The 22776-nt window shown below is 29.6% G+C and carries 19 protein-coding genes and 1 tRNA gene; 7 read left to right on the top strand and 13 right to left on the bottom strand.

Features of this window, described 5'->3' with window-relative positions:
* Window positions 1-141 precede the first annotated feature (141 nt).
* On the bottom strand, window positions 142-1929 hold the full coding sequence (locus EHF_RS01780) for a ribonucleoside-diphosphate reductase subunit alpha (protein WP_044195841.1): 1788 nt from the start codon (window positions 1927-1929) through the stop codon (window positions 142-144).
* Window positions 1930-2165: 236 nt separating this feature from the next.
* Window positions 2166-2238, bottom strand: a tRNA-Glu gene (locus tag EHF_RS01775).
* A gap of 259 nt (window positions 2239-2497) precedes the next feature.
* On the opposite strand from EHF_RS01775, the gene EHF_RS01770 reads away from it, so the two are divergent.
* Together EHF_RS01770 and EHF_RS01765 are read left to right on the top strand one after the other, a co-directional pair.
* Window positions 2498-3325 carry a polyprenyl synthetase family protein gene (locus tag EHF_RS01770; protein ID WP_232228966.1) on the top strand — a complete coding sequence of 276 codons (828 nt, stop codon included), beginning with the start codon at window positions 2498-2500 and terminating at the stop codon, window positions 3323-3325.
* A 3-nt stretch (window positions 3326-3328) separates the two neighbouring features.
* On the top strand, window positions 3329-4234 hold the full coding sequence (locus tag EHF_RS01765) for a hypothetical protein (protein ID WP_044194498.1): 906 nt from the start codon (window positions 3329-3331) through the stop codon (window positions 4232-4234).
* Window positions 4235-5362: 1128 nt separating this feature from the next.
* Here the strand turns inward: EHF_RS01765 and EHF_RS01760 are convergent.
* The 3 genes from EHF_RS01760 to EHF_RS01750 all read right to left on the bottom strand — a co-directional run bounded on the left by EHF_RS01760 (window position 5363) and on the right by EHF_RS01750 (window position 9676).
* Window positions 5363-6427, bottom strand: a complete 1065-nt coding sequence (locus tag EHF_RS01760; RefSeq protein WP_044194495.1) for an FAD-dependent oxidoreductase — start codon at window positions 6425-6427, stop codon at window positions 5363-5365.
* 652 nt (window positions 6428-7079) lie between these two features.
* A complete protein-coding gene (locus EHF_RS01755; RefSeq protein WP_044195835.1) occupies window positions 7080-8504 on the bottom strand; it encodes a replicative DNA helicase in 1425 nt (474 codons plus the stop codon).
* 746 nt (window positions 8505-9250) lie between these two features.
* On the bottom strand, window positions 9251-9676 hold the full coding sequence (locus EHF_RS01750; protein ID WP_044194493.1) for a hypothetical protein: 426 nt from the start codon (window positions 9674-9676) through the stop codon (window positions 9251-9253).
* 155 nt (window positions 9677-9831) lie between these two features.
* Between EHF_RS01750 and EHF_RS01745 the strand changes: the two genes are divergently transcribed.
* Window positions 9832-10254, top strand: a complete 423-nt coding sequence (locus EHF_RS01745) for a nucleoside deaminase (protein WP_044194490.1) — start codon at window positions 9832-9834, stop codon at window positions 10252-10254.
* 198 nt (window positions 10255-10452) lie between these two features.
* Here EHF_RS01745 and EHF_RS01740 read toward each other — a convergent pair whose 3' ends face one another.
* Genes EHF_RS01740 through rpmF form a run of 3 tightly spaced genes read right to left on the bottom strand, consistent with a single transcriptional unit; the run spans window position 10453 to window position 12650 of the window.
* A complete protein-coding gene (locus EHF_RS01740) occupies window positions 10453-11412 on the bottom strand; it encodes a beta-ketoacyl-ACP synthase III (protein ID WP_044194487.1) in 960 nt (319 codons plus the stop codon).
* A 9-nt stretch (window positions 11413-11421) separates the two neighbouring features.
* Window positions 11422-12435 carry a phosphate acyltransferase PlsX gene (plsX, locus tag EHF_RS01735; protein ID WP_044194484.1) on the bottom strand — a complete coding sequence of 338 codons (1014 nt, stop codon included), beginning with the start codon at window positions 12433-12435 and terminating at the stop codon, window positions 11422-11424.
* 29 nt (window positions 12436-12464) lie between these two features.
* Window positions 12465-12650 (bottom strand): 50S ribosomal protein L32, encoded by a 186-nt coding sequence (gene rpmF / locus EHF_RS01730; protein ID WP_044194481.1) that lies wholly within the window; start codon window positions 12648-12650, stop codon window positions 12465-12467.
* Between the two features lie 143 nt (window positions 12651-12793).
* Between rpmF and tgt the strand changes: the two genes are divergently transcribed.
* Window positions 12794-13984: a tRNA guanosine(34) transglycosylase Tgt gene (tgt, locus tag EHF_RS01725; RefSeq protein WP_044194478.1), complete on the top strand. Its 1191-nt coding sequence runs from the start codon at window positions 12794-12796 to the stop codon at window positions 13982-13984.
* A gap of 730 nt (window positions 13985-14714) precedes the next feature.
* Here tgt and pstB read toward each other — a convergent pair.
* Genes pstB through ubiA form a run of 4 tightly spaced genes read right to left on the bottom strand, consistent with a single transcriptional unit; the run spans window position 14715 to window position 17691 of the window.
* Window positions 14715-15476, bottom strand: a complete 762-nt coding sequence (gene pstB / locus EHF_RS01720) for a phosphate ABC transporter ATP-binding protein PstB (RefSeq protein WP_044194476.1) — start codon at window positions 15474-15476, stop codon at window positions 14715-14717.
* Between the two features lie 18 nt (window positions 15477-15494).
* Complete coding sequence (dapB, locus tag EHF_RS01715) at window positions 15495-16298, bottom strand: 4-hydroxy-tetrahydrodipicolinate reductase (RefSeq protein ID WP_044194473.1); 804 nt, start codon at window positions 16296-16298, stop codon at window positions 15495-15497.
* Window positions 16295-16789, bottom strand: coding sequence for a flavin reductase family protein (locus tag EHF_RS01710; RefSeq protein WP_044194470.1), 495 nt, complete (start codon window positions 16787-16789; stop codon window positions 16295-16297). Before EHF_RS01710 ends, dapB begins: the two co-directional genes overlap by 4 nt.
* Window positions 16790-16836: 47 nt before the next feature.
* Window positions 16837-17691 carry a 4-hydroxybenzoate octaprenyltransferase gene (gene ubiA / locus EHF_RS01705; RefSeq protein WP_232228965.1) on the bottom strand — a complete coding sequence of 285 codons (855 nt, stop codon included), beginning with the start codon at window positions 17689-17691 and terminating at the stop codon, window positions 16837-16839.
* Between the two features lie 311 nt (window positions 17692-18002).
* Here ubiA and rpmH point away from each other — a divergent pair, with 311 nt between their 5' ends.
* The 3 genes from rpmH (at window position 18003) to EHF_RS01695 (ending at window position 19872) form a co-directional block, all read left to right on the top strand.
* Window positions 18003-18137: a 50S ribosomal protein L34 gene (gene rpmH / locus EHF_RS04570; RefSeq protein ID WP_011304695.1), complete on the top strand. Its 135-nt coding sequence runs from the start codon at window positions 18003-18005 to the stop codon at window positions 18135-18137.
* Entirely contained in the window at window positions 18128-18487 is a 360-nt protein-coding gene (gene rnpA, locus EHF_RS01700) for a ribonuclease P protein component (protein WP_044194457.1), read from the top strand. The genes rpmH and rnpA overlap by 10 nt, the downstream gene beginning before the upstream one ends.
* A gap of 65 nt (window positions 18488-18552) precedes the next feature.
* Entirely contained in the window at window positions 18553-19872 is a 1320-nt protein-coding gene (locus tag EHF_RS01695) for an alanine/glycine:cation symporter family protein (protein ID WP_044194453.1), read from the top strand.
* Between the two features lie 733 nt (window positions 19873-20605).
* Here EHF_RS01695 and EHF_RS01690 read toward each other — a convergent pair.
* Window positions 20606-22624 (bottom strand): ComEC/Rec2 family competence protein, encoded by a 2019-nt coding sequence (locus EHF_RS01690; protein WP_044194450.1) that lies wholly within the window; start codon window positions 22622-22624, stop codon window positions 20606-20608.
* Window positions 22625-22776: the final 152 nt, after the last annotated feature.

Here is a 22776-nt window from a genome sequence, read left to right as displayed (position 1 = left end):
CTTAAACTGACACTATAAATACGAAATACTAATTTTTGCACTGATAATACATACTAATGTAATAAACACCTGATTAGTTCGAGGTATAGCATTAACAAATTTTAACTACAGTCACAAAGAGAGCATAACAAGAATGTCATACTACTGACAAGATAAACACTCATTATAATCAAAATTTGTAATCTGCTTATATTGTTCTACTGATTTTTCTAATGCCCCATGAGATACTTTATCTGCACGCTGGATTGATTTTGATCTACAATAATACAAACTTTTTAATCCCTTCCTCCAAGCAAGAAAATGTATTTTATGTAAATACCTTTTATGAACATTCGCAGGCAGAAAAATATTAACAGATTGTGCCTGACATATATACTCTGACCTATCACTTGTATGTTCTATTATCCACCTCTGATCAAGTTCATATGCAGTTTTAAATATTAATTTTTCTTCTTCAGTCAAAAAATCTAAATGTTGCACAGACCCCTCATTAGTTGAAATAGAAGACCATACTTGCTCATTATCTTTACCTTTTAGTCTTAACAATTTCTGTAAAAACTTATTTCGTACAATAAAAGAACCAGTTAAAGTTTTATGTATAAAAACATTTGCTGCATATGGTTCAATACCAGGAGAAGTATTACCAGCAATAATAGAAATCGACGCAGTAGGAGCAATAGATAACTTATTTACAAATCTTTCTATAATACCAGCATCTTGTGCATCAAGACAGGAACCTTTTTCCATCGCAATATTATAAGATGCAATATCAGCATGCTTTTTTATATGAGAAAATATTTTCTTATTCCATATTGTAGCTGCCACAGACTCAAACGGTATCATTTTACTTTGCAAAAACGAGTGAAATCCCATTACTCCAACACCTATACTACGTTCACGCATTGCTGAATATTTTGCTCTTTCCATTTCACTAGGAGCTTTCTCTATAAAATCAGTTAATACATTATCAAGAAATCTCATAACATCTTCAATAAACAACGAATTATCTTTCCATTGCTCATAATATTCAAGATTCAATGATGCAAGACAACATATAGCAGTACGTGACTTATTTAAATGATCATATCCAGTAGTAAGAGTTATTTCTGTACACAAATTAGACATCTTTATGTCTAAATTCAGTTTTTTATAAATTTCAGGTTTATTGTTATCAACCTGATCAATAAATAATATATATGGCTCCCCTGTTTCAACTCTTGTTGTTAAAATTTTTATCCAGATATCACGCGCTTTTACAGTAAAAAGCACTGATTGATCTTTAGGACTTATCAAATCCCATGGTTCATCATTTTCTACACATCTCATGAATTTATCTGATAATACAACCCCATGATGTATATTCAATGCTTTTCTATTAGGATCACCTCCTGTTGGTTTCCTTAAATCCAAAAATTCCTCAATTTCTGGATGCCAAACAGGTAAATATACAGCAGAACTACCTCGGCGTAATGATCCTTGACTAATTGCTAAGGTTAAAGCATTTTGTACTACGATAAACGGTATAATACCGGAAGTTTTACCACTACCACGTACTTTTTCACCTATAGAACGTAAATTTCCCCAATAACTTCCTATACCACCACCTTTCGATGCTAACCACACATTTTCATTCCATAAATTAACAATACCTCTTAAACTATCTTCTGTTTCATTTAAAAAACACGAAACTGGCAATCCTCTATTTGTACCACCATTACTTAATATAGGAGTAGCAGGCATAAACCATAATTGGCTCATATAATCATATAACCTTTGTGCATGCTCTGGATTATCTGAATAATATTCAGAAATCCTCACAAATAATTGCTGATAATCTTCATTTTCAAGTAAATACCTATCAGATAACACAGCCTTACCAAAAGCTGTAAGATTATTATCTCTTGCATAATCAACAATTACTGTCCTCATAATCTCTACCTCTTTTACCATTCAAACCTTATGTATACTATAAGAATTATTGCCCATACATACATATTGTATATATTTACTATATAAAACACAATATATAGAAATGAAAAACATCTATTAAAAAAATTACACTGTAAACTATCTAATAATTACTATGACTTAATACAATAAATACCTTCATTAGGGAAATAAGTGTGACGTATAAGTGTGTAAAATTATAAAGAAAAAAATAAAAGTGACTCCCACGGGAGTCGAACCCGCGTTACCACCGTGAAAGGGTGGGGTCCTGGACCACTAGACGAAGGAGTCATATTAGCTGATTATAAAATTGAATGTCAGCATAGTCAAACATTATTGTTAACAATCTACTCATTTCTAAATACATACATAACACATCCATCATATAAAATATTTATTAAAAATGATACCATTCTTACATAACACAACAAAATGCACATAATATTAAACATTCTAAATCTTTCCCCAGTAACTACTATAAATTACATTGCATATTATTTTTAGACTTTTATAATCTTCGATACAAAGGGAATAATGTTTAGAGGAAACCTTGTATCACGATATATCAGATTTAATAAAACACCACAGTAGCTTACTTATAAAAAAACTAGAAAGTATTTTACCAGAAAACAATCAAGATATATTATTAACCTCTATGAGGTACTCTATGTTTGCACCTGGCAAGCATATACGCCCTTTCCTTGTTAATGCTTCTGCACAAATATTCAACGTAAACATAGATAGGATTCTACCTGTCAGTGCAGCTGTAGAAATCATACATGTCTATTCATTAATACATGACGATTTACCAAGCATAGATAATGCAAACATACGTCGAGAACAAGCAAGTTCCCATAAAAAATTCAATGAAGCAATAGCAATATTAACTGGTGATGCATTATTAACTTTAGCATTTGAAATATTATCAACAATTGACGAATCACCTTTTATACGTTGTTGCATGATAAAAGCATTAGCTAAAGCTTTAGGCTACCATGGTATGATACAAGGACAAATACTTGATACAGAAACTACAGCAAAAGACATAAATGATATACAAGCTATACACGTGTTAAAAACAGCTCAGTTTTTTGCCGTGGCATGTGAATTAGGAGGAATATTAGGAAATGCATCAAATATTGAATTAAATGCTTTGACTAATTATGGATTAAATCTTGGACATGCTTTTCAAATAAAGGATGATGTTGCTGATGCAGACCAAGACAAATCCAAAAACAACATTCTTAATGTACTAAACAATGAAGATGCTAAAAACTATGCGAGTAGTCTAATAGATAAATCAATCGAATATTTAACTATTTTTTCACACAAAGCAGCTATTCTACACAGTTTAGCCAGGGTTATAAGAAATTTATAAAACATGAAAAAGATACTTTCTAGGTTATTATATATCTGTCTTACTCTAATAACTGTAATGTTGATAGGAAAGGCATTAACAATGCTATATACAAAAACAATATTCAACCATACAGATAACCCCAGCAAACTATACAAGATTAATGTTAAACACTCCCTAACACATACAATAGGATATCAATTATTAAGACCAATTATTGAATCTCGTATTGACTATTATATAAAAATAAATGGATTGGTTGATTACTTAGAACATATCAAGCATAAAATTATAAAACCAGATCTTTTCAAAATACATGATATTGTAGAAGGAAACGGTAAAAAAGTATTATGCGGACAAAACATTTCGGCAACAATACACAAGTTTGTATATGATCCAAACAACAAAAATACCTTTTCTCAAGCATTAAAAAATATTCCACAAGAAGTAACATTTAAACTAGGAGAGAGCATTATAAAAGAACTAAATTATACAATAGAAGGTATGAAAGAAGAAGGTCAGCGTATCATTATGCTAACAGATCAAGAAGGAAATTTTAAAGAACAGTACTATGTAAATTTAATATCTATTGACTCATCATATCCAGACGAGGCCAATGATATATTAATTTTTAACAATATTATTGAAAACTATGAAGGCACCGTCAATAAAATACGTTGCGGTGATAATGTAAGCGTGAGATACAGCATACGTGAATCAAATGGAAAAGTAATATTAGCAAATCAAGAATTAAAAGTAGATATTGGAAAAAATGAAGCTCCTCTTGCAATAGAATTAGGACTTATTAATATGAGATCAGATATGACACGATCTATCATTGTATCTCCTAAGCTTTTTACCAATTTTGAGAAATCCGAAAATTTTGATGAAAACAGTATCAAAATAATTGATATTAGTATTATTGAATGACATTTCTCATAAGCTATTGAAGTATATATACAATCAATTACAGCAATAAAATAACCGGAAAAATCAAATTCCTCTTGTAACTGATATTAGAATTATGATTTGTTAAAGAGATACGACATGTTCTATCATTGTATACCCTAAACTTTTTACTAATTTTGAAAAATCTGAAAATTTTGATGAAAACAGTATCAAAAATAATTGATATTAGTATTATTGAATAACATTTCTCATAAGCTATTGAAGTATATATACAATCAATTACAGCAATAAAATAACTGGAAAAATCAAATTCCTCTTGTAACTGATATTAGAATTATGATTTGTTAAAGAGATACGACATGTTCTATCATTGTATCTCCTAAACTTTTTACAAATCTTGAGAAATCCGAAAATTTTGATGAAAACAGTATCAAAAATAATTGATATTAGTATTATTGAATAACATTTCTCATAAGATATTGAAGTATATATACAATCAATTACAGCAATAAAATAACTGGAAAAATCAAATTCCTCTTGTAACTGATATTAGAATTATGATTTGTTAAAGAGATACGACATGTTCTATCATTGTATCTCCTAAACTTTTTACAAATTTTGAGAAATCCGAAAATTTTGATGAAAACAGTATCAAAAAATAATTGATATTAGTATTATTGAATGACATTTCTCATAAGCTATTGAAGTATATATACAATCAATTACAGCAATAAAATAACTGGTAAAAATCAAATTCCTCTTGTAACTGATATTAGAATTATGATTTGTTAATATGAAATAGAGATACGACATGTTCTATCATTGTATACCCTAAACTTTTTACTAATTTTGAAAAATCTGAAAATTTTGATCAAAACAGCATTAAAATAATTGGTATAAGCATTATTAAATGACATCTCTCACAAGCTATTAAATAGTCACATAACAAAACTATTTAAAAACAGAGAAATAAAGAATTCCAGCTTAGTCAGCAACATTTTCAATTCAAAAATTCTGCATTTATCAACATACTAAATTCCTACGCACCTAACAATATAATTCTACTCCTTTAAGACTAATAATTATATTCTCCTAACCCATATACATATGTAAAAAACTAAATTCCAACACTTATTATTATCCTGTACATTAGTTAATTATTTCAAAAATTGAAGAATTATTATTTAAATTCCCATTAAGGAATAATACTAATTCTTCTATTAAAGATGGAGCCAACAAATACCCATGACGATATAAACCATTAATCCTTATAAGATTATTCTGAACATATATTTTAGGTAAATTATCAAAAAATGCTGCTCTACAATTTCTTGACATATCTATAATTCTTGCTTCAGCAAAACCCCTATGTACCGAATAAGCTGCAGATAACAACTCTAATACAGATTGCACTGAAACCTCAGACATATCTGAACTTTCTATTTCAGTAGCCCCAACAACAAATTGAGAATTTTGCCTAGGAACTATATATATACTATATCTTGGATGCACCATTCTAACTGGTCTGTTTAAACTAACTTGTGGAGCATATAATAATAACACTTCACCCCTAACTCCTCTTAGATTAGGCAAATCATTTTTTGCTCCTATACCTCGACAATCAAAGACAAAATCAAATTTATATTCTTTGCCATTTTCTAGAAACACAACTTCATTTGCAAGTTCATTGACAACAACATGTTCATACCAAATCACATTATATTGTTCTAAAGTACACATTATATTATAAAAGAATTGGGCACTATCAATTTGAGCTTCTCCTGGTATATACAATCCATAAGGAAATGAGAGATCAGGTTCAAGCAGTTTTAAAGCATTCTCATCTATTATCTGTAAATTACTAAGGTGTGACTTTTCTTTTATAAACATCATCATTCTTTCAAGATCCGGCATGTCATTTCTATGAGCTACTATTACACTTCCAAGCATTTTAAAAGAAGTATTGCCTAATATACCACTGAGAATTTCCGGCCACAGATTTAATGATTTTATACCTAACTCAAAAACAACTTGTTCCATTTTTTCTGATTCTGAATATAAAGCAAGCATACCTGCAGCAATAGCACCACAACTTTGCCTGTCATTTTTACCAAACTTATCAAACAAAGTAACCTGCCAATTATCACGTAATAACCTTAATGCTAGTAATCTACCTACTAACCCTGCTCCTATAATCCCTGCTTTTTTACTCATGATAAAATTTAGATATAAATTAATTCGTAAAAAATAAATTTTCTAAATAACATATACACCACTACTCTAATATAATTGTCTATTTTAAATTGCTCTAATATAAATATAAAATTACTTTATTACAATTACATCAAACTAATGTTTATTTATAAAATTGCTCATGCCAATTATAAACAACTGATTTCTCATATATCTATAAACAAAGATACACACCATATCCTAAGTCAAATATCCAATATAAATTTTCCTAGTCTTAAAATTATCAAAAATTCATTAGTAATTCAAATATCTGTCCTTTGAAATATCTCATCATATACAGTTTATATAATTATTTATCGTGAATAAAATTCTTCATTTCCCAAACGCCAATATTGTATTAAATATTTCTACCATAATTAAAAAAATCCTTTTCTAAGAACATCCCACTACATATACAACTAACTATAATTTTTATAGTTAGACTTTTCATTATATACCAATGATGCAGCATATTAGGCATCTAAGATCAACATTGCAATATACTACTTTAAGCTTAACATTATAAAAGCAAATTTACTTATTCTATCCAGTACTTTTTACTTAGAAAATAACGGTACTGTTTACACCATAACCACATAGATTAAATACCGATAATAATACACAAATAAGCATTCTAAAAATTAAAATCCGCAGGATCATATCTTGCTGTATAATCTTTAAATCTACCTTTTTCCGCTTCAAAGAATAACTTAATATTACCAATTGGGCCATTACGCTGCTTTGAAATCAATATATCTGCAACATTACTTATTGAATTCATCCTCTCTTGCCATTCAACATGCTTAGCTGTACCTTCAGATGGTTGTTTTCTGAGCTCATAGTACTCTTCTCTATACAAAAACATTACAACATCAGCATCTTGCTCTATACTACCAGAATCTCTTAAGTCTGACAATTGAGGTTTCTTATCATCACGTTGTTCAACTAACCTTGATAACTGAGATAAAGCTACAACTGGTATATTTAATTCTTTTGCAATAGCTTTTAGTCCTTGTGTTACTTCCGATACTTCTTGAACCCTATTCTCTCCACTGCGCTTAGTCGTACCCTTAATTAATTGTAAATAATCTATAAAAACAGCTTCTAAATTATATAGTTGATGCATTCTTCTAATTCTAGTTCTCAAGCTACTTATAGATATACTAGATGAATCATCAATAATTAATGGTAAATTACACACTTTAGTACTTGCATCAAGTACTTTCTTGAGTTCTTCACCACTAATTTTTCCAGATAATGCTTTATAAGAACTCACATTTGATTCAATAGCTATAACCCTAGAAGCTAACTGCTCTGCTGACATTTCTAATGAAAAAAAGCCAACATGTTGGCCATTATATTGACTACTATTACTTAAAATTTTACATGCATTTAACGCCATATTTATTGCTAAAGCTGTCTTCCCCATAGATGGACGTGCAGCTAAAATAAGCAAATCAGATTTCTGCAATCCATTTAGCAGCTGATCTAAATCACGAAATCCTACAGATACACCTTGTAAAACTCCTTCATTACTTTTTGCAAACTCTATCCTTTTTTGAATATTCGCAACTAAAAGTGCAAATTGATGATAGGTTTTATCAGATTTTCCTTGATTACCAAGTAAAAATAACTTTTGTGCAGCATTCTCTATTTGATAAATCGCAGAGTTATCAACATCATAATCATACGCCCCACTAATTAAATCTTGCCCAAATGAAATAAGACATCTCCTCAAATAAGCATCAACAACTATATTTGCAACATTCTTAATATCAAAAATTACACTAGCTTTTGCTGCAATTTTTGCTAAATACTCAACCCCACCAGATTCAATTAAATCTTCATCATTATCAAAAAACATCTTCAAGCTAACTTCGTTAGCAACTAACCCACGCTTATTAATTTTTACTATTTGTTCAAAAATACGTCGATGTAGAGCATCAAAAAACACATCACTTGTTATTATATCTTCAACTGCATCACAAATTCTATTATCACGCAACATTGAACCTAATAATATCTGCTCAGCTTCAATATTACAAGGAAGCTCAGACATTAATTGACCAAAATTTTTATTAGTGTTTGACTTTAATTCCAAAATACCCTCTCAATAGTAATATCCCTACAATTTAAGATAAAAAATTAACTATTCGGCTATAATCTATTTACAACACCTTACAATTGCTAACAACTTAAAAAAAATTATCAGTATATTCTCGAATAACCGTTGAACACTAAGACTTCTTTCCGCATATACTTATTTATCAATAATAAGAATACAACAAACTCGGAATTACAATGATAATTTTATCCCATTAATAAAACTTGTCTGATTGTACTATCATTCCATAGATTCATGAATAAAAATTTTTTCACAACTTATTCTTTTATAAAATATATCAGAAAATTGTTATACCTGGTTCACTTAACATTAAAAAATGAATTTTACATTTTCGTAACATAACACATGCTACTTACCTTACATATGATACAACAAATTATTACATGAATTGACAACATCAACCTTTATTCGAAAATTCAATATTCTTATTTATTAGATTTACAATAAATTTTATGATTAAACACATTACATACAGTGCACAACAATCACTGCTATGCAATATGTAATTTATATCTAAAATTATTTTCTAGGTTTTATGCATAAAAAACTAAAATTCTCTTAAATTATAAGGAATCATAAATTTTATGTTCTGTTCAACATTATGATACAATAATAATGGCTCACAAGATGTAGATTTACCTAAATTATTTTAGATTTATGCAAAATAAAGTACCACATAACTATTTAGATCTTCCTCTATGCTTTCCTTGAGATAGAGACCTCATACTTATAAACATTTGCCAAAATCCTGTTTGCTCCTTATTAAATTTCAAACCAGCAAACTTTTGCAACTTCTCCGACATTACAAGCTTAGTCCACTGACCTATTGGTTGTATAACATTAATGACTTTAATATTACTTTTATATTCTACTTGGTCTTTAGCAAGAGCACTCTCTAACATTTGATGTTTAATAAGCTCTTTCTTTTTTTTTTCTATATACCTTTTACATTTTTCTTCATCTGTTAACTGATCTTCATAATCATTATCAATAAATATCTTTAAAATATTCTCATATATACAACTTCTACAGAAAATAAATAAGGTAACACAAACACCTAAGATACCCAAAGCTATAACTAAATAAATAAGAATATTAAAATACATAAAAATATATAAAAGTCCTACGCATGTATTATATCATAATTTTATCAAAATAGTAACCAGTCCCTTTATTTGAATATAAAATATTCATCAAATTTTTTCTATTATATAATACTAATTTTGAGTAAACAATAAAAACAGTGTTCGACTATACATATATGAAATTAGCAATTTCAAAAGCACAAGAAGATCTATCAGAAGTACCAGTAGGAGCAGTTATAGTACATAACAATAAAGTAATATCTTTCGCTAATAACTCAAACATACACAACATAGATCCAACTGCTCATGCAGAAATCTTGGCTATAAGAAAGGCATGTAAAATATTATCTACTCATATATTAAATCAATGTGATATATACGTGACTTTAGAACCATGCGCAATGTGCGCACAAGCAATATCATTTTCTAAGATACGTAGATTATACTTTGGAACTTATAATAAAAAATATGGAGCAATTGAAAATGGAGCTAGAGTTCTCCAATTTTGTCATCATATACCAGAAGTATATGGTGGAATATTAGAAGAGGAAAATATAAAACTCATAACAGATTTTTTTAAAAAACTAAGAAGACAGTAATTTACATATAACTTATTCTATTCAACAAAAAATATATAGTTATCTATTATACTATAAAAACATGTCATTTTACTATAAACAACTGATATAAATAATAATCAAATTAGCTATCATGTATTTTTCTTCTTGTTAATAAAATTTCTAAAAAGCAATAATACAAAACACATATACCAACGCTTTATAAGAAGCTTTATTAAATTAAATACGTATTAAACACGCACCCCAAGTAAAACCACCACCTATTGCTGCCAACACAGCAATATCCTGCTTTTTCAATCTTCCAGAATCCTTTGCATAAGATAATGCTAAAGGAATTGATGCTGCAGAAGTATTGCCATGTTGATCAACACTAACAACCATTTTCTCATAAGGTATCTTGAGTCTGCGTGCAACCAATTCAATAATACGAACATTAGCCTGATGCAAAATAAACCAATCAACATCACCTATTTCTAAACCATTTTGATTCAGAATTTCAAGTATAGAAGAACTCAATTTTTCAATTGCATGTTCAAATACAACGGTACCACTCATACATATCGTACCAGCAACACCATTATATGCAGTACCACCACTAGTATATAATAAATTACAGAAAGCTCCATCAGAATGTAAAACAGTTGACATAATACCATCATCCCTTTCAGAATTATTGCTTAAAACTACTGCACCTGCCCCATCACCAAATAAAACACATGTTGACCTATCTTGCCAATCTAAAATCCTAGACATAATTTCAGCTCCTATAACTAAAGCTGTATTTACCTGACCAGACTTAATAAAATTATCAGCAACAGATATTGCATATATAAACCCAGAACACACCGCTTGAATATCAAAAGCAAACGCTTTTTTACATTCTAACTTATTTTGAACTATAGTAGCACAACTGGGAAAAGTTCTATCTGGAGTAGTAGTAGCAACAATAATTAACCCAATTTCATCTTTATGAACACATGCGTCATTTAAAGCTGATCTTGCTGCACTCGCTGCCATATCTGAAGTCATTTCATTATCTTCAGCAATATGCCTTTGCTTTATGCCAGTTCTCTTTACTATCCACTCATCACTAGTTTCAACAGCTAAAGCAAGCTCATCATTTGTTAATATCTTCTTAGGCAAATATGAGCCTATCCCTAACAGAACAGATCTTTTCATAGGACAACATTAATTTAATTCATGAATAATTTTAGCATCGATATCATTACGCACAGCATTTACGGCTACCTTAATAGCATTAGCAAAAGCTACTTTATCAGCATTTCCATGACTTTTTACTACAACACCATTTAACCCTACTAACATAGCTCCATTATACATTTTAGGATTAAACCTCATGAAACCTTTTTTCATACTAGATTTCAACAACAATCCTGCAAATTTCGTTATCATAGAACTAGCAACTGATTTTTCAAAAATTGACTTAAAAGTATATGCAAGAGATTCAGTTACTTTTAATACAATATTTCCAGAAAATCCATCGGCAACTACAACATCAACCTTACTTTCCAGCATATCAATAGGTTCAATATACCCACAAAAATTTATTTTATTTTCAATTTGTTTTAATAATAAAAACGCTTCTCTTATAACACCTGTACCTTTAACTTCTTCTTGTCCAACATTTAGTAATGCTACTTTAGGTTTAGGAATATTCAATACAGCCTTTGCGAAAGCACTACCCATAATAGCAAATTGAAATAAAGAGCTCGAACTACAATCAATATTAGCCCCTAAATCTAAGAATACAAATTCTTCACCTCCTCTAGAAGGAAGCGCAGTACAAATAGCTGGACGGTCTATATTAGGCAGTGTTCCTAATAAAAAACGCGAAATAGCCATTAAAGCCCCTGTATTACCAGAAGACACAACTGCAGATGTTACATTATTTTTTATACTATCAATTGCACACCACATACTAGAAGATCTACGTTTTCTGAGAGCAAAAGATGGCTTATCATTCGCCAATACTACTTCCGGAGTATTAATAAACGAACTATAATTCTTAACATTTTTATATTTATCTAATATAGGTAAAACTTGGCTTTCCTGTCCATATATATTAAAAGAAACATTTCGGTCATCTAATAAATTTGTTAAAGCAAAATCTAATCCGCTTACTACTGCTTCAGGAGCAAAATCCCCACCCATAGCATCTACTGCAATTGATATTATGCTCATTTATATACTTCCCAAAAAAACTAAATTAACTACGCATTACTACTATCTACTTCTAATATCTGTTTCTCATTATAATATCCACCCAAACATATATGATGAGACAACTTGTATTCTCCTGTTGTCTTGTCAATCCCAATATTAGGAATTTTCAATCTACAGTGTGAACGGTGCATATTACGACGTGACTTTGACTTCTTTCTTTTTGGTACAGCCATTAATATAACTCCAAAATTAAAAACGTTAGCTTACATTATCATTGAAAACGTATAAATTAGCAAATATTTTTCAATTAACACCTAGCAAAAACTTAGAAAATAATTTAAATACTATCATTAAATATTGAATCTCTTAGTTATTTATGTATAAAAATTTTAACTTTAAAATTACACACCAACACAATAATGCACGACTAGGTACCATATTTACTCCTCATGGTGTAATCGATACCCCGGCTTTTATATTCTGTGCTACAAAAGCAGCTATAAAATCCGTTGATATATCAAAAATCAAAGAATCAAATACACAAATTATATTATCCAATACTTACCACTTAATGCTACAACCTGGTGAAGACATCATTGAAAAATTAGGAGGTTTACATAAAATCACCGGTTGGAATAAACCAATGCTTACAGATTCAGGTGGATATCAAATATTTAGCTTAGGATATGGTTCAGTATCAGATGAAATCAAGAGTGCAGGAAGAAATCATGCTTCAAGAACCTTAATTTCTATTAGTGAAGAAGGAGCTGTATTTAAATCTTATATAAATGGCAGTTTATATCATTTAACTCCAGAAAAATCTATACAGATTCAACAAAAACTAGGTGCAGATTTAATTGTTGTACTAGATGAATGTACTCCATTCCATGTCAGCTATGATTACACAAAAAAATCAATGAATATGAGTCATAGATGGGCTGTCAGATGTATTGATCAATTCAAAAAAAATAATGACAATTCTCAAGCATTATACGGAATAATTCAAGGTGGAGTTTATGAAGATCTCAGAATCAATAGCTGCAGTTTTATAAATGATATGCCATTCTTCGGACATGCAATTGGTGGATCACTAGGAGCATGTAAACAACAAATGTATGACATTGTTTCATTAACAACAAGCAACCTAGATAAAAATCGTCCTATTCATTTATTAGGAATAGGTAATATTGATGACATATTTCAAGGAGTAAAAGTAGGTATTGATACTTTTGACTGTGTATATCCAACAAGAATAGCTCGACATGGTGGAGCATTAGTAAAACCAAAGCACAGAACAGAACAGGCACGCAATAAAGAATATATAAATCTGAAAAATAAAAGATTTAAAGTAGATACAAACCCTATAGAACCAGAGTGCATATGTTTTACATGTTGTCACCATTCAAGAGGATATATACACCATCTCTTAAAAGCACAAGAATTATTAGCTTACAGCTTAATCAGCATACACAATATATATTTTATGAATAACTTAATGCAATCTATTAGAAAAGCAATACTAAATAATAGATTAGAAGAAGAACAAAATAAGTGGGTTATACAGTAAAAAGTTAATCTTAAAACAATTAACAAATTTTCCTAATCAACATCATGCTAAAATACTTGTAGTAATATGAAATTTAACAAGGGTTATAACAAATATTAGTAACATTATAAATAAACTTTTTAAGTAGCACTAGGAAAGTTTTGAACTACACCACGTTCTATTAAGGACTCAATTTAAACTCTCCTATCCTGATAATTCATTATTTATTGCAATCATACAATTATAAACCACATACAAACACAACTATTAGCTACTGCAATAATAATAACAATATAATGTTGCCATTATCTCAATACGGCAGTATATAGCTTGGTTATAAATAACTCCACCACACATAATAATTTTCTCACATATCTACCACTACACTAATTATCATATCACATCATATAATATGATAATATTATATACAGAAAAATCGATTTTTTGCATTTTACCTATTGTGAATCTTAACAAAATCTGCTTAGTCAGCTTATACTTTCACTATCCACTTATAGCTAAAAACTGCTAGTTTATCAAAAATTTTCACAAACATGATAACCCTAAACTTATATAACTATACAGCATAAATACTACTATAACCTACTATGCTATATCTTTGAACTTTGCTGCAGATTCTGAAAAATCTACCTAGCCAGTTTACACTTCACTATTCTTCAACAACCACAAATTACTATCATATCACATATTTTACAAGCATAATGAATCTAAATCTATTTGATATTAAGTACTATTACAACTGATCTACTATATATCTTTGAGTCTTACTTGACTGCGGATTTTGAAAAATCTCCTGAGTAGTATTGTACTCAACTATTTTTCCAGAATCAAAAACTGCTACTCTATCAGAGATCTTTTTAGCTTGTTTCATAGAATGAGTCACTACAATAATAGTAAAATTCTTTTTTAAGTTTTGAATCAAATTTTCAATCACATTTGTAGCCACAGGATCAAGAGCAGAACATGGTTCATCCATAAGCAACATCGTTGGCCTCACTGCAATAGCACGCGCTATACACAAGCGTTGCTGTTGCCCCCCTGATAATTCAAAAGCATTGTCTTTTAATCTATCACACAACTCTTCCCACAAACCAACACTTGTTAAACTTTTTTCTACAATTTCGTCTAACTTCTTTTTATTCTTAGCTAACCCGTGTAATTTCGGCCCATAGGCTACATTATCATATATAGACTTAGGAAAAGGATTAGGCTTTTGAAAAACCATACCAACTTTTGCACGAAGAAGAACTACGTTTGTGTTAACAGAGTAAACACCTATATCATCAACATTTAAACTACCTTTAATTTTACAATTCGATATAAAATCATTCATACGATTGAAACACCTTAAGAAAGTAGATTTTCCACATCCTGAAGGACCTATAAAAGCTGTAACTTCTCTTTTATATATATCCAAATTTATATCATATAAGATTTGGTTAGCATCGTACCATAAACTTAAATTTTTAGCTGAAGCATGAATCTGCTGTGACATATTAACCCTAATTAAAAACTACTCTATAGTAGCCATCATGTCTGACATTGTATATACACCAGGAGGTTGCTTTACTAACCACAATGCAGCTTTTAAAGCTCCTTTTGCATAAAGGTTCTTATTTAATGTTCTATGATTAAAATCTATCATCTCTTCATCACTCACAAACATAACTCTGTGGTCACTCAAATCAGCACCACCCCTAGATACAGCATATCCAATAGTATTAAGATCTTTTCTAGCTTCTTGTGGAGTACCCCCTACGTATTGAGCCATTTTAAATGGAACATTTCTTCCCTTAGCTGCAGCTCTTCCTAAAATTAAAGATGTACCAGATGGAGAGTCTTTCTTATATCTATGATGCATTTCCCAGATTTCAACATCATAATCAAATAGCTTTTTTGCAGCTTCTTCAACTAATCTTGCAAGTATATTAACACCAAAGCTTACATTTGTAGTCCATAAAAATGGTATATTCTTTATATAATCTTCAAAAACCATTTCTGTAACAGCTGGGCCAGTAGTACCACTTAAGAGAGGCTTTCTCTTATTTTCAGCCATTTGGATACATTCCAACAGTGTTATAGGATTAGTAAATTCCACAACAATATCTGAAACTTCAAAAAGATGCTCTAAAGAATCAGTAATTTTAGCACAACAATCACATCCTACAACTTCCCCTAAGATTTGTCCGACATGTGGATTACCTGGACGAACAAGACCTGCACTTACTTGAGCATAAGGACTTGCCGATATTTCATTAACTAATCGTCTGCCTTGCTTGCCCAAACAACCAACTATTCCTATGTTTACTTTTGTCATAACATGCCTCCTATAATCATATATTTACCTTTATAATACACTAGTGGCTTATCATTACTATTCAGCTTTGAACAACTTATAACCTCCCCAACTATAATCTTATGGTCTCCACCATCATATACATGTTTTTTAGCACAATATATATACGATATTACCCCATCAATAATTGGAATACCATCCATAACACTATAATTAAAATCTTTCCAACTTTTTACGTCAGACTCTGCAAAATCTTGAGATATACTTTTTTGTTTATCACTCAGTATATTAACAATAAACCTTGAACATGTATGAAATATTTCAAACCTAGAAGCAGACTTCTCAATTGAAAACAATACCATAGGTGGAACTAAAGAAACAGAATTAAACGAATTAACAGTAATTCCATGCATACTACCACTACGACTAACTGTAGTCACAACTGTTATACCAGTAACAAATTCACTTAAGCAAGACTTAATATAAGCCTTAGAAAAATCACCAACCTGCATTTATCTACATCACCCACCACACAACTACAGTACTACTTAAAAATCACTCAAAGTAGCCTACCAAGCACAGTACCTAGAAACAAAATTAATCCTACATATATATTCACTTTAAACATATACACACATTTTTCGGGGTTGTCAAAATCTGATTTTTTATACTGATAATAGAAAATTACGACAATAAGCAGAATTGCCATATAGAAGACAGGATGTAACACAGAAATTATACCAGCAGAAGTCCACATCGTAACAGTAATCATATATAATCGTCCAATCCACAACCTAACATCACTACCAAATTTTACTGCAGTAGATTGCACCCCTAACTTGATATCATATTCTTTATCTTGTAAAGCATATATGGTATCATAACCTATTGTCCAAAAAATACATCCTATATAAAGCAATACACAACTCAATGTTAAATGACCAACAGTCATAGTACATCCCATTAATACTCCAACATTAAAAACTACTCCAAGCACTAACTGCGGCCAAGGGAAACATCTTTTAGCTAACGGATATAAAATAATTAATACCATTGATATCACGCTAAGTTTAACAGTATACATATTAGTAAATACAAGCAATATGCCTGCACACAATAAAAGTATCATCAATATTTTTAATGCTTGAAAAACACTTAGACTATTATTTGCTAACGGTCTATTTTTTGTCCTTTTTACTTTCGCATCTATTTCCCTATCAAAAATATCATTAATGATGCATCCAGCTGATCTCATGATAAACGCTCCTAAAGAACATAAAAGCATATAACCACAAGCCCCTAATACACTATAAGATACTAAAGCTATACTGGCCAAACTAGGAAATATCAGCAATAAAATTACTTCTACGCTATGTAATCTTAACAACAACTGATATTCTCCAAAATTAGACATAATACTTTTTATTTTACACAACATATATTCTCTTAACATCAACTGAAATATAGAAAGCAGTAACTTGTGTAATTATATACATAATCACCACTTTAACAAAAAATAAAAAAAGACCATACGTTCATCTTAAATGATCCTTTTCTAATGAACTATGAATTTATAGCGGTAATTTTAGTATTCTATAGAACGACCTTAGCTAAGAGAAATTATTCTTTTATATAATAAAAATTACCAAACATCCTTCTTGACAAATACTATAACACCATATAGCCTTTAAAATGTAGTTTTAACACTTATTAGGAAATTCTAATATGAAAGGGACTTTTCAGCCTAGTAGAATTGTACGCAAACGTAGGCACGGCTTCAGATCAAGGATGTCAACTAAAATGGGAAGAAGGATTTTAAATCGCAGACGTGCTCAGGGTCGTCGTGTTTTATGCGCTTAAAAGGTATAGTTACAGTAAGAAAAAGAAAGTGTTTTCTATTTGCAAGGGATAATGGTACTTCTATAGGAGGTAGTGGGTTGTTTTTGCAAGCTGTTAAGGAGCCTAGTGGTGCTTTAGAAGGTGGATACGTTAGAGTTGGATTTACAGTAAGTAAGAAAGTTGGTAAAGCTGTTATACGTAATAAAATCAAAAGGCGTTTTCGTGTATTGGCACAAAGTATTCTTGTTAAGTATGCCATTAGAGGGTACTATTATATATTAATTGGTAATAGATACACACCAAAAGTAAGTTTCAAAGAAATGTCATTGAGGTTGATAAGTTATCTAAATGCTCCACATTTACACTCTTAAAAAATTTTAAATAATTAGTTTGGTGTCATAAAAATTTTTCTTGTTTTAGTTTGCATGAAGTAGCTATGAATATGTTAAATTTAGTGTTATCTTTTCCAGCAGTGTTTTTGCTGTTATTTACTGGTATTTATTTATCAATAAAATCCAAATTCTTACAAATTACAAAATTCCCAAGTGCAATATCATTAATCACAATGAAAAAATATCGTGATAAATCCTTTTCTATTGCTGCATTATGTACAATAATAGGCGGAAATTTAGGTGTTGGAAATATCTCAGGTACAGCAGTTGCATTAAAATCAGGAAATCCAGGATTTGCTTTATGGATGGTCATTGTAGTAATTCTATGTTCAATCATCAAATATGTAACTTGTTATATAAGTATAGAAACACGAGTAAAAATCAATAAGCAATACATTGGAGGGCCAGCTATATATTTTAAACATGCATTTAAAACAAGAAAAGCTGTGATATTTTTTACTATACTTATGCTTATATGTTCTATTACAATAGGTAATTTTGTTCAAGTTAACTCTCTATCAATACCAATGGAATTAATTAATAAACCTCCAATAATAGCAGGATTATTCATGTGTGTAGTATTCTTTGCTGTTACAATATTAAGACTGGAAATCATTACAGCATTAATTTCAAAACTTGTACCAACAATGGCTATAGCATATATAGCATTAGCATCTTTTGTACTATACAAGTTTAATGAAAATATTATACCTTCTATAAAATTAATTTTTTCTAATTTCCTCACATTTGAAAGTTTTAAATCAGGGATGATAGGGGCATTTATATTAGAAACATTCCATATAATTCAAGTAGGAACTCTTAGAGGTATATTTGCAACAGACATAGGACTAGGACTAGAAGGTATGGTTCACTCTTCTATAAATAGCAACAGTAAAGACTTCAATATACATCAAAGTTTTATTTCTTTAATCTCCCCATTTATAGTAGTCATTATTACATTGATCACAACTCTTGTTATACTTGTCACTAATACATGGCTTGGACCTCTTGAAAGTACCAATATGTGTATAGCTGCATTTAAATCTGCATTTAATTCAGAATATATAAATTATGTTATCATAGTAATAATGTTTTGCTTTTCATTTACAACTATTTTCACATGGTTTGTCTGTGCTAAAAGCACTCTATATTATCTCACAGATGGAAAAGACACTTTATGTATAAAAATTTGGAAAATTCTATATACTATAATAATACCAATAGGAGCACTAGGAACAGTGCAGCTTCTGTGGGACATAGCTGACATTTCTATATCACTGATATTAATTAGCAATACTGTTGCTATACTAGTACTGCTACCAAAATATAAGAATATATTTAAATGTAGCCTTAGCAAAGAATAATCAAAATTAGCTAATATAGAGTCCCAAGTTAAACCACTTTTATTGGATTAGTTTTTTGAAAATAACATCCTACTAACAAGTATAAGTTGAGAATAAATATTCTTATTAATATACCTGAACAGCATATTACTTATGTATTCCTATATACTATTACCAGATATTTCACCAATTTTTATCTTATTATTTGTGCATTAAATAACATAATAATTAACTATACACATAACTCATTAATACAGCTGTATCGTTAAAAACAATAAAATAACTTATTAACGTACCCCTACTAATAAATCAAGAACAAACACCTCTCATCTCATGTAGTGCTCTGAATATTACTTATGTATTCCATATCCTGCTATCAGATGTTTCACTAATTTTTATCTTATTATTTGTGCATTAAATAACATAATAATTAACTATACACATAACTCATTAATACAGCTGTATCGTTAAAAACAATAAAATAACTTATTTAACGTACCCTACTAATAAATCAAGAACAAAAACACCTCTCATGTGTGCTCTGAATATTACTTATGTATTCCATATCCTGCTATCAGATATTTCACTAATTTTTATCTTATTATTTGTGCATTAAATAACATAATAATTAACTATACACATAACTCATTAATACAGCTGTATCGTTAAAAACAATAAAATAACTTATTTAACGTACCCTACTAATAAATCAAGAACAAGCACCTCTCCTCTCATGTAGTGCTCTGAATATTACTTATGTATTCCATATCCTGCTACCAGATATCTTATCAATTTTTATCCTGCCATTTGTCACCCAAACAACACATGACTCCCTAGTATCACTATAATCAATATGTTGCGTTATGCATTCATCTGGATACATGAATTTCTTACCTTGTACAATCAAGTCTACATTTAGACAATTTTGCATTATATAATCAGCATTATAAGCAATCAAAACATTTTTTCCTAATTTGCTATACATACACCCTTCACCCTTCTTACAAGATAAGTATTTATTACTTCCAAAATAAGGCCTCAACATTTCTTCCTGACCATTTTGTCTTGCCCATGCCAAATTTATAAAACTTGTTAAATGAGCTTTTTGATTAATTGCATATAACTTACCATTCGACTCTTTAACTACAATATTGTGTTGATTCACCATAACATCAGGAGTTATATAGTTAATACCAATAAAAACACCTAATACAATCAGTATTAATCCACAGAATCTCATGCTTCCTTTCCATAAACATAAAAATAAAAATCCTAGAGTAATAACCAATATAGATACTGAAGAAAAAGCATGCAATAACACTATTAAGCCATTTATTTTAGAAATATATTGAGTTATATATATAAGTACCCTAACCGAACTTTCTACCATCCATGAAATACAGAACTCTAAATTAACAATACCCAATACAATATATAACAACCCTAATGGCATTATAAAGAATGTTGTAATTGGAATTGCAAGTAAATTAGCAAAAACACCTGCTATAGAAAAATAGTTAAAATGATATATTACATAAGGAAGTGTAGCTAAACTTGCAACTAATGAACTTAAAATAATTGATAAAAAATACTGTAGCATATTATTCATCATCACTAACCTTAAAAAAATATTACGACTAGCAACAAGAGCAAGTACAGCAGCAAAGGACATTTGAAAACTTGGACTTAGCAATGATTCAGGGTTAATTAATAATATAACAAATGATGCAATTGCTATAGAACACAAATTATTATGATTTCGATCAATTAAAACACCAATAAAAATACAACTCACCATAATAAAAGCACGTTGAGCTGAAACAGGTATTCCAGCAATCAACAAGTAAATTAGACTCACGATAATAGCTATAATAGCAGAGATTTTCTTTATGTCGTACCTTTCCGCAAATCTTGTAGACAATACTAATAAATTTCTTGATAAAGTAAAAAACAATCCAGCAATAAAAGATAAATGTAATCCAGAAATCGCAAAAAGATGAGCTATTCCTGTATTTCTAATAGCATCCATTATATCATCTTTAATACCCTCTTTTTTCCCTATTAATAACGCACTTAATATATTAGCACTATCTTCTGTTAAGCTTCGTAGAAGCATTTCATATATACCAAATCTTATAAGTTCTATATATTCTATAATTTGTCTATTTTCATTTTTTTTAAATAAATATACATTACTAATCGCAAAACCTACCGCACTTATATTTTTAAAATATGCTATACGAGAAAAATCATAAGAAAATGGAGATACAGCAGCTGATGGAGGATAAATAATTGCAGAAAATTGTACCATATCACCTATTACAATCCTACTATCCAGTTTAGTACGAACTTCCAATCTAATACATTTTATCTTGTATTTACTATTTTTGATATTACAAACAACCAATCTCTTATACGATTGTTTAGTACTTATTTCTTTTACTCTAGCAACAATATCCCTTACATATACCTGATGTCGTAATGTATCCCTAACAAAATAATGCGCCTTTATTTGAACACTAATAAATCCTAATACGACAAAGAAAATTGATAAAAATAAGACACTATACTTTTTTAAACAAATAAAAACCAAACTTACTAATAATAAACATACAAGATATATTAACAAATCATCCTGTGGTTCCCTATTCAAAGAAAAGTATGCTATTATGCCAACTCCTTGTAATACTGGTATCCAAATTACCAGCATATTTTTATTGTCATTAAGATTCTTACGTAACAATAATATTATTTTTTTTACAATTACATTCATTAATAATATATATTTTAATAAATATTAAAATATTAATGTATTTTATTTTATAAACAACTTAATATTTGCCACATATCCCATATACTGTGATTAAAAATATATTCTACCCATGTAATCTTGAACAAGTGTTATATATTTTTCTATAAAACTAT

It is taken from the genome of Ehrlichia japonica, assembly GCF_000632845.1.
Taxonomy (GTDB): Bacteria; Pseudomonadota; Alphaproteobacteria; order Rickettsiales; family Anaplasmataceae; genus Ehrlichia; species Ehrlichia japonica.
This window is presented reverse-complemented; position numbering and strand designations above follow the sequence as displayed.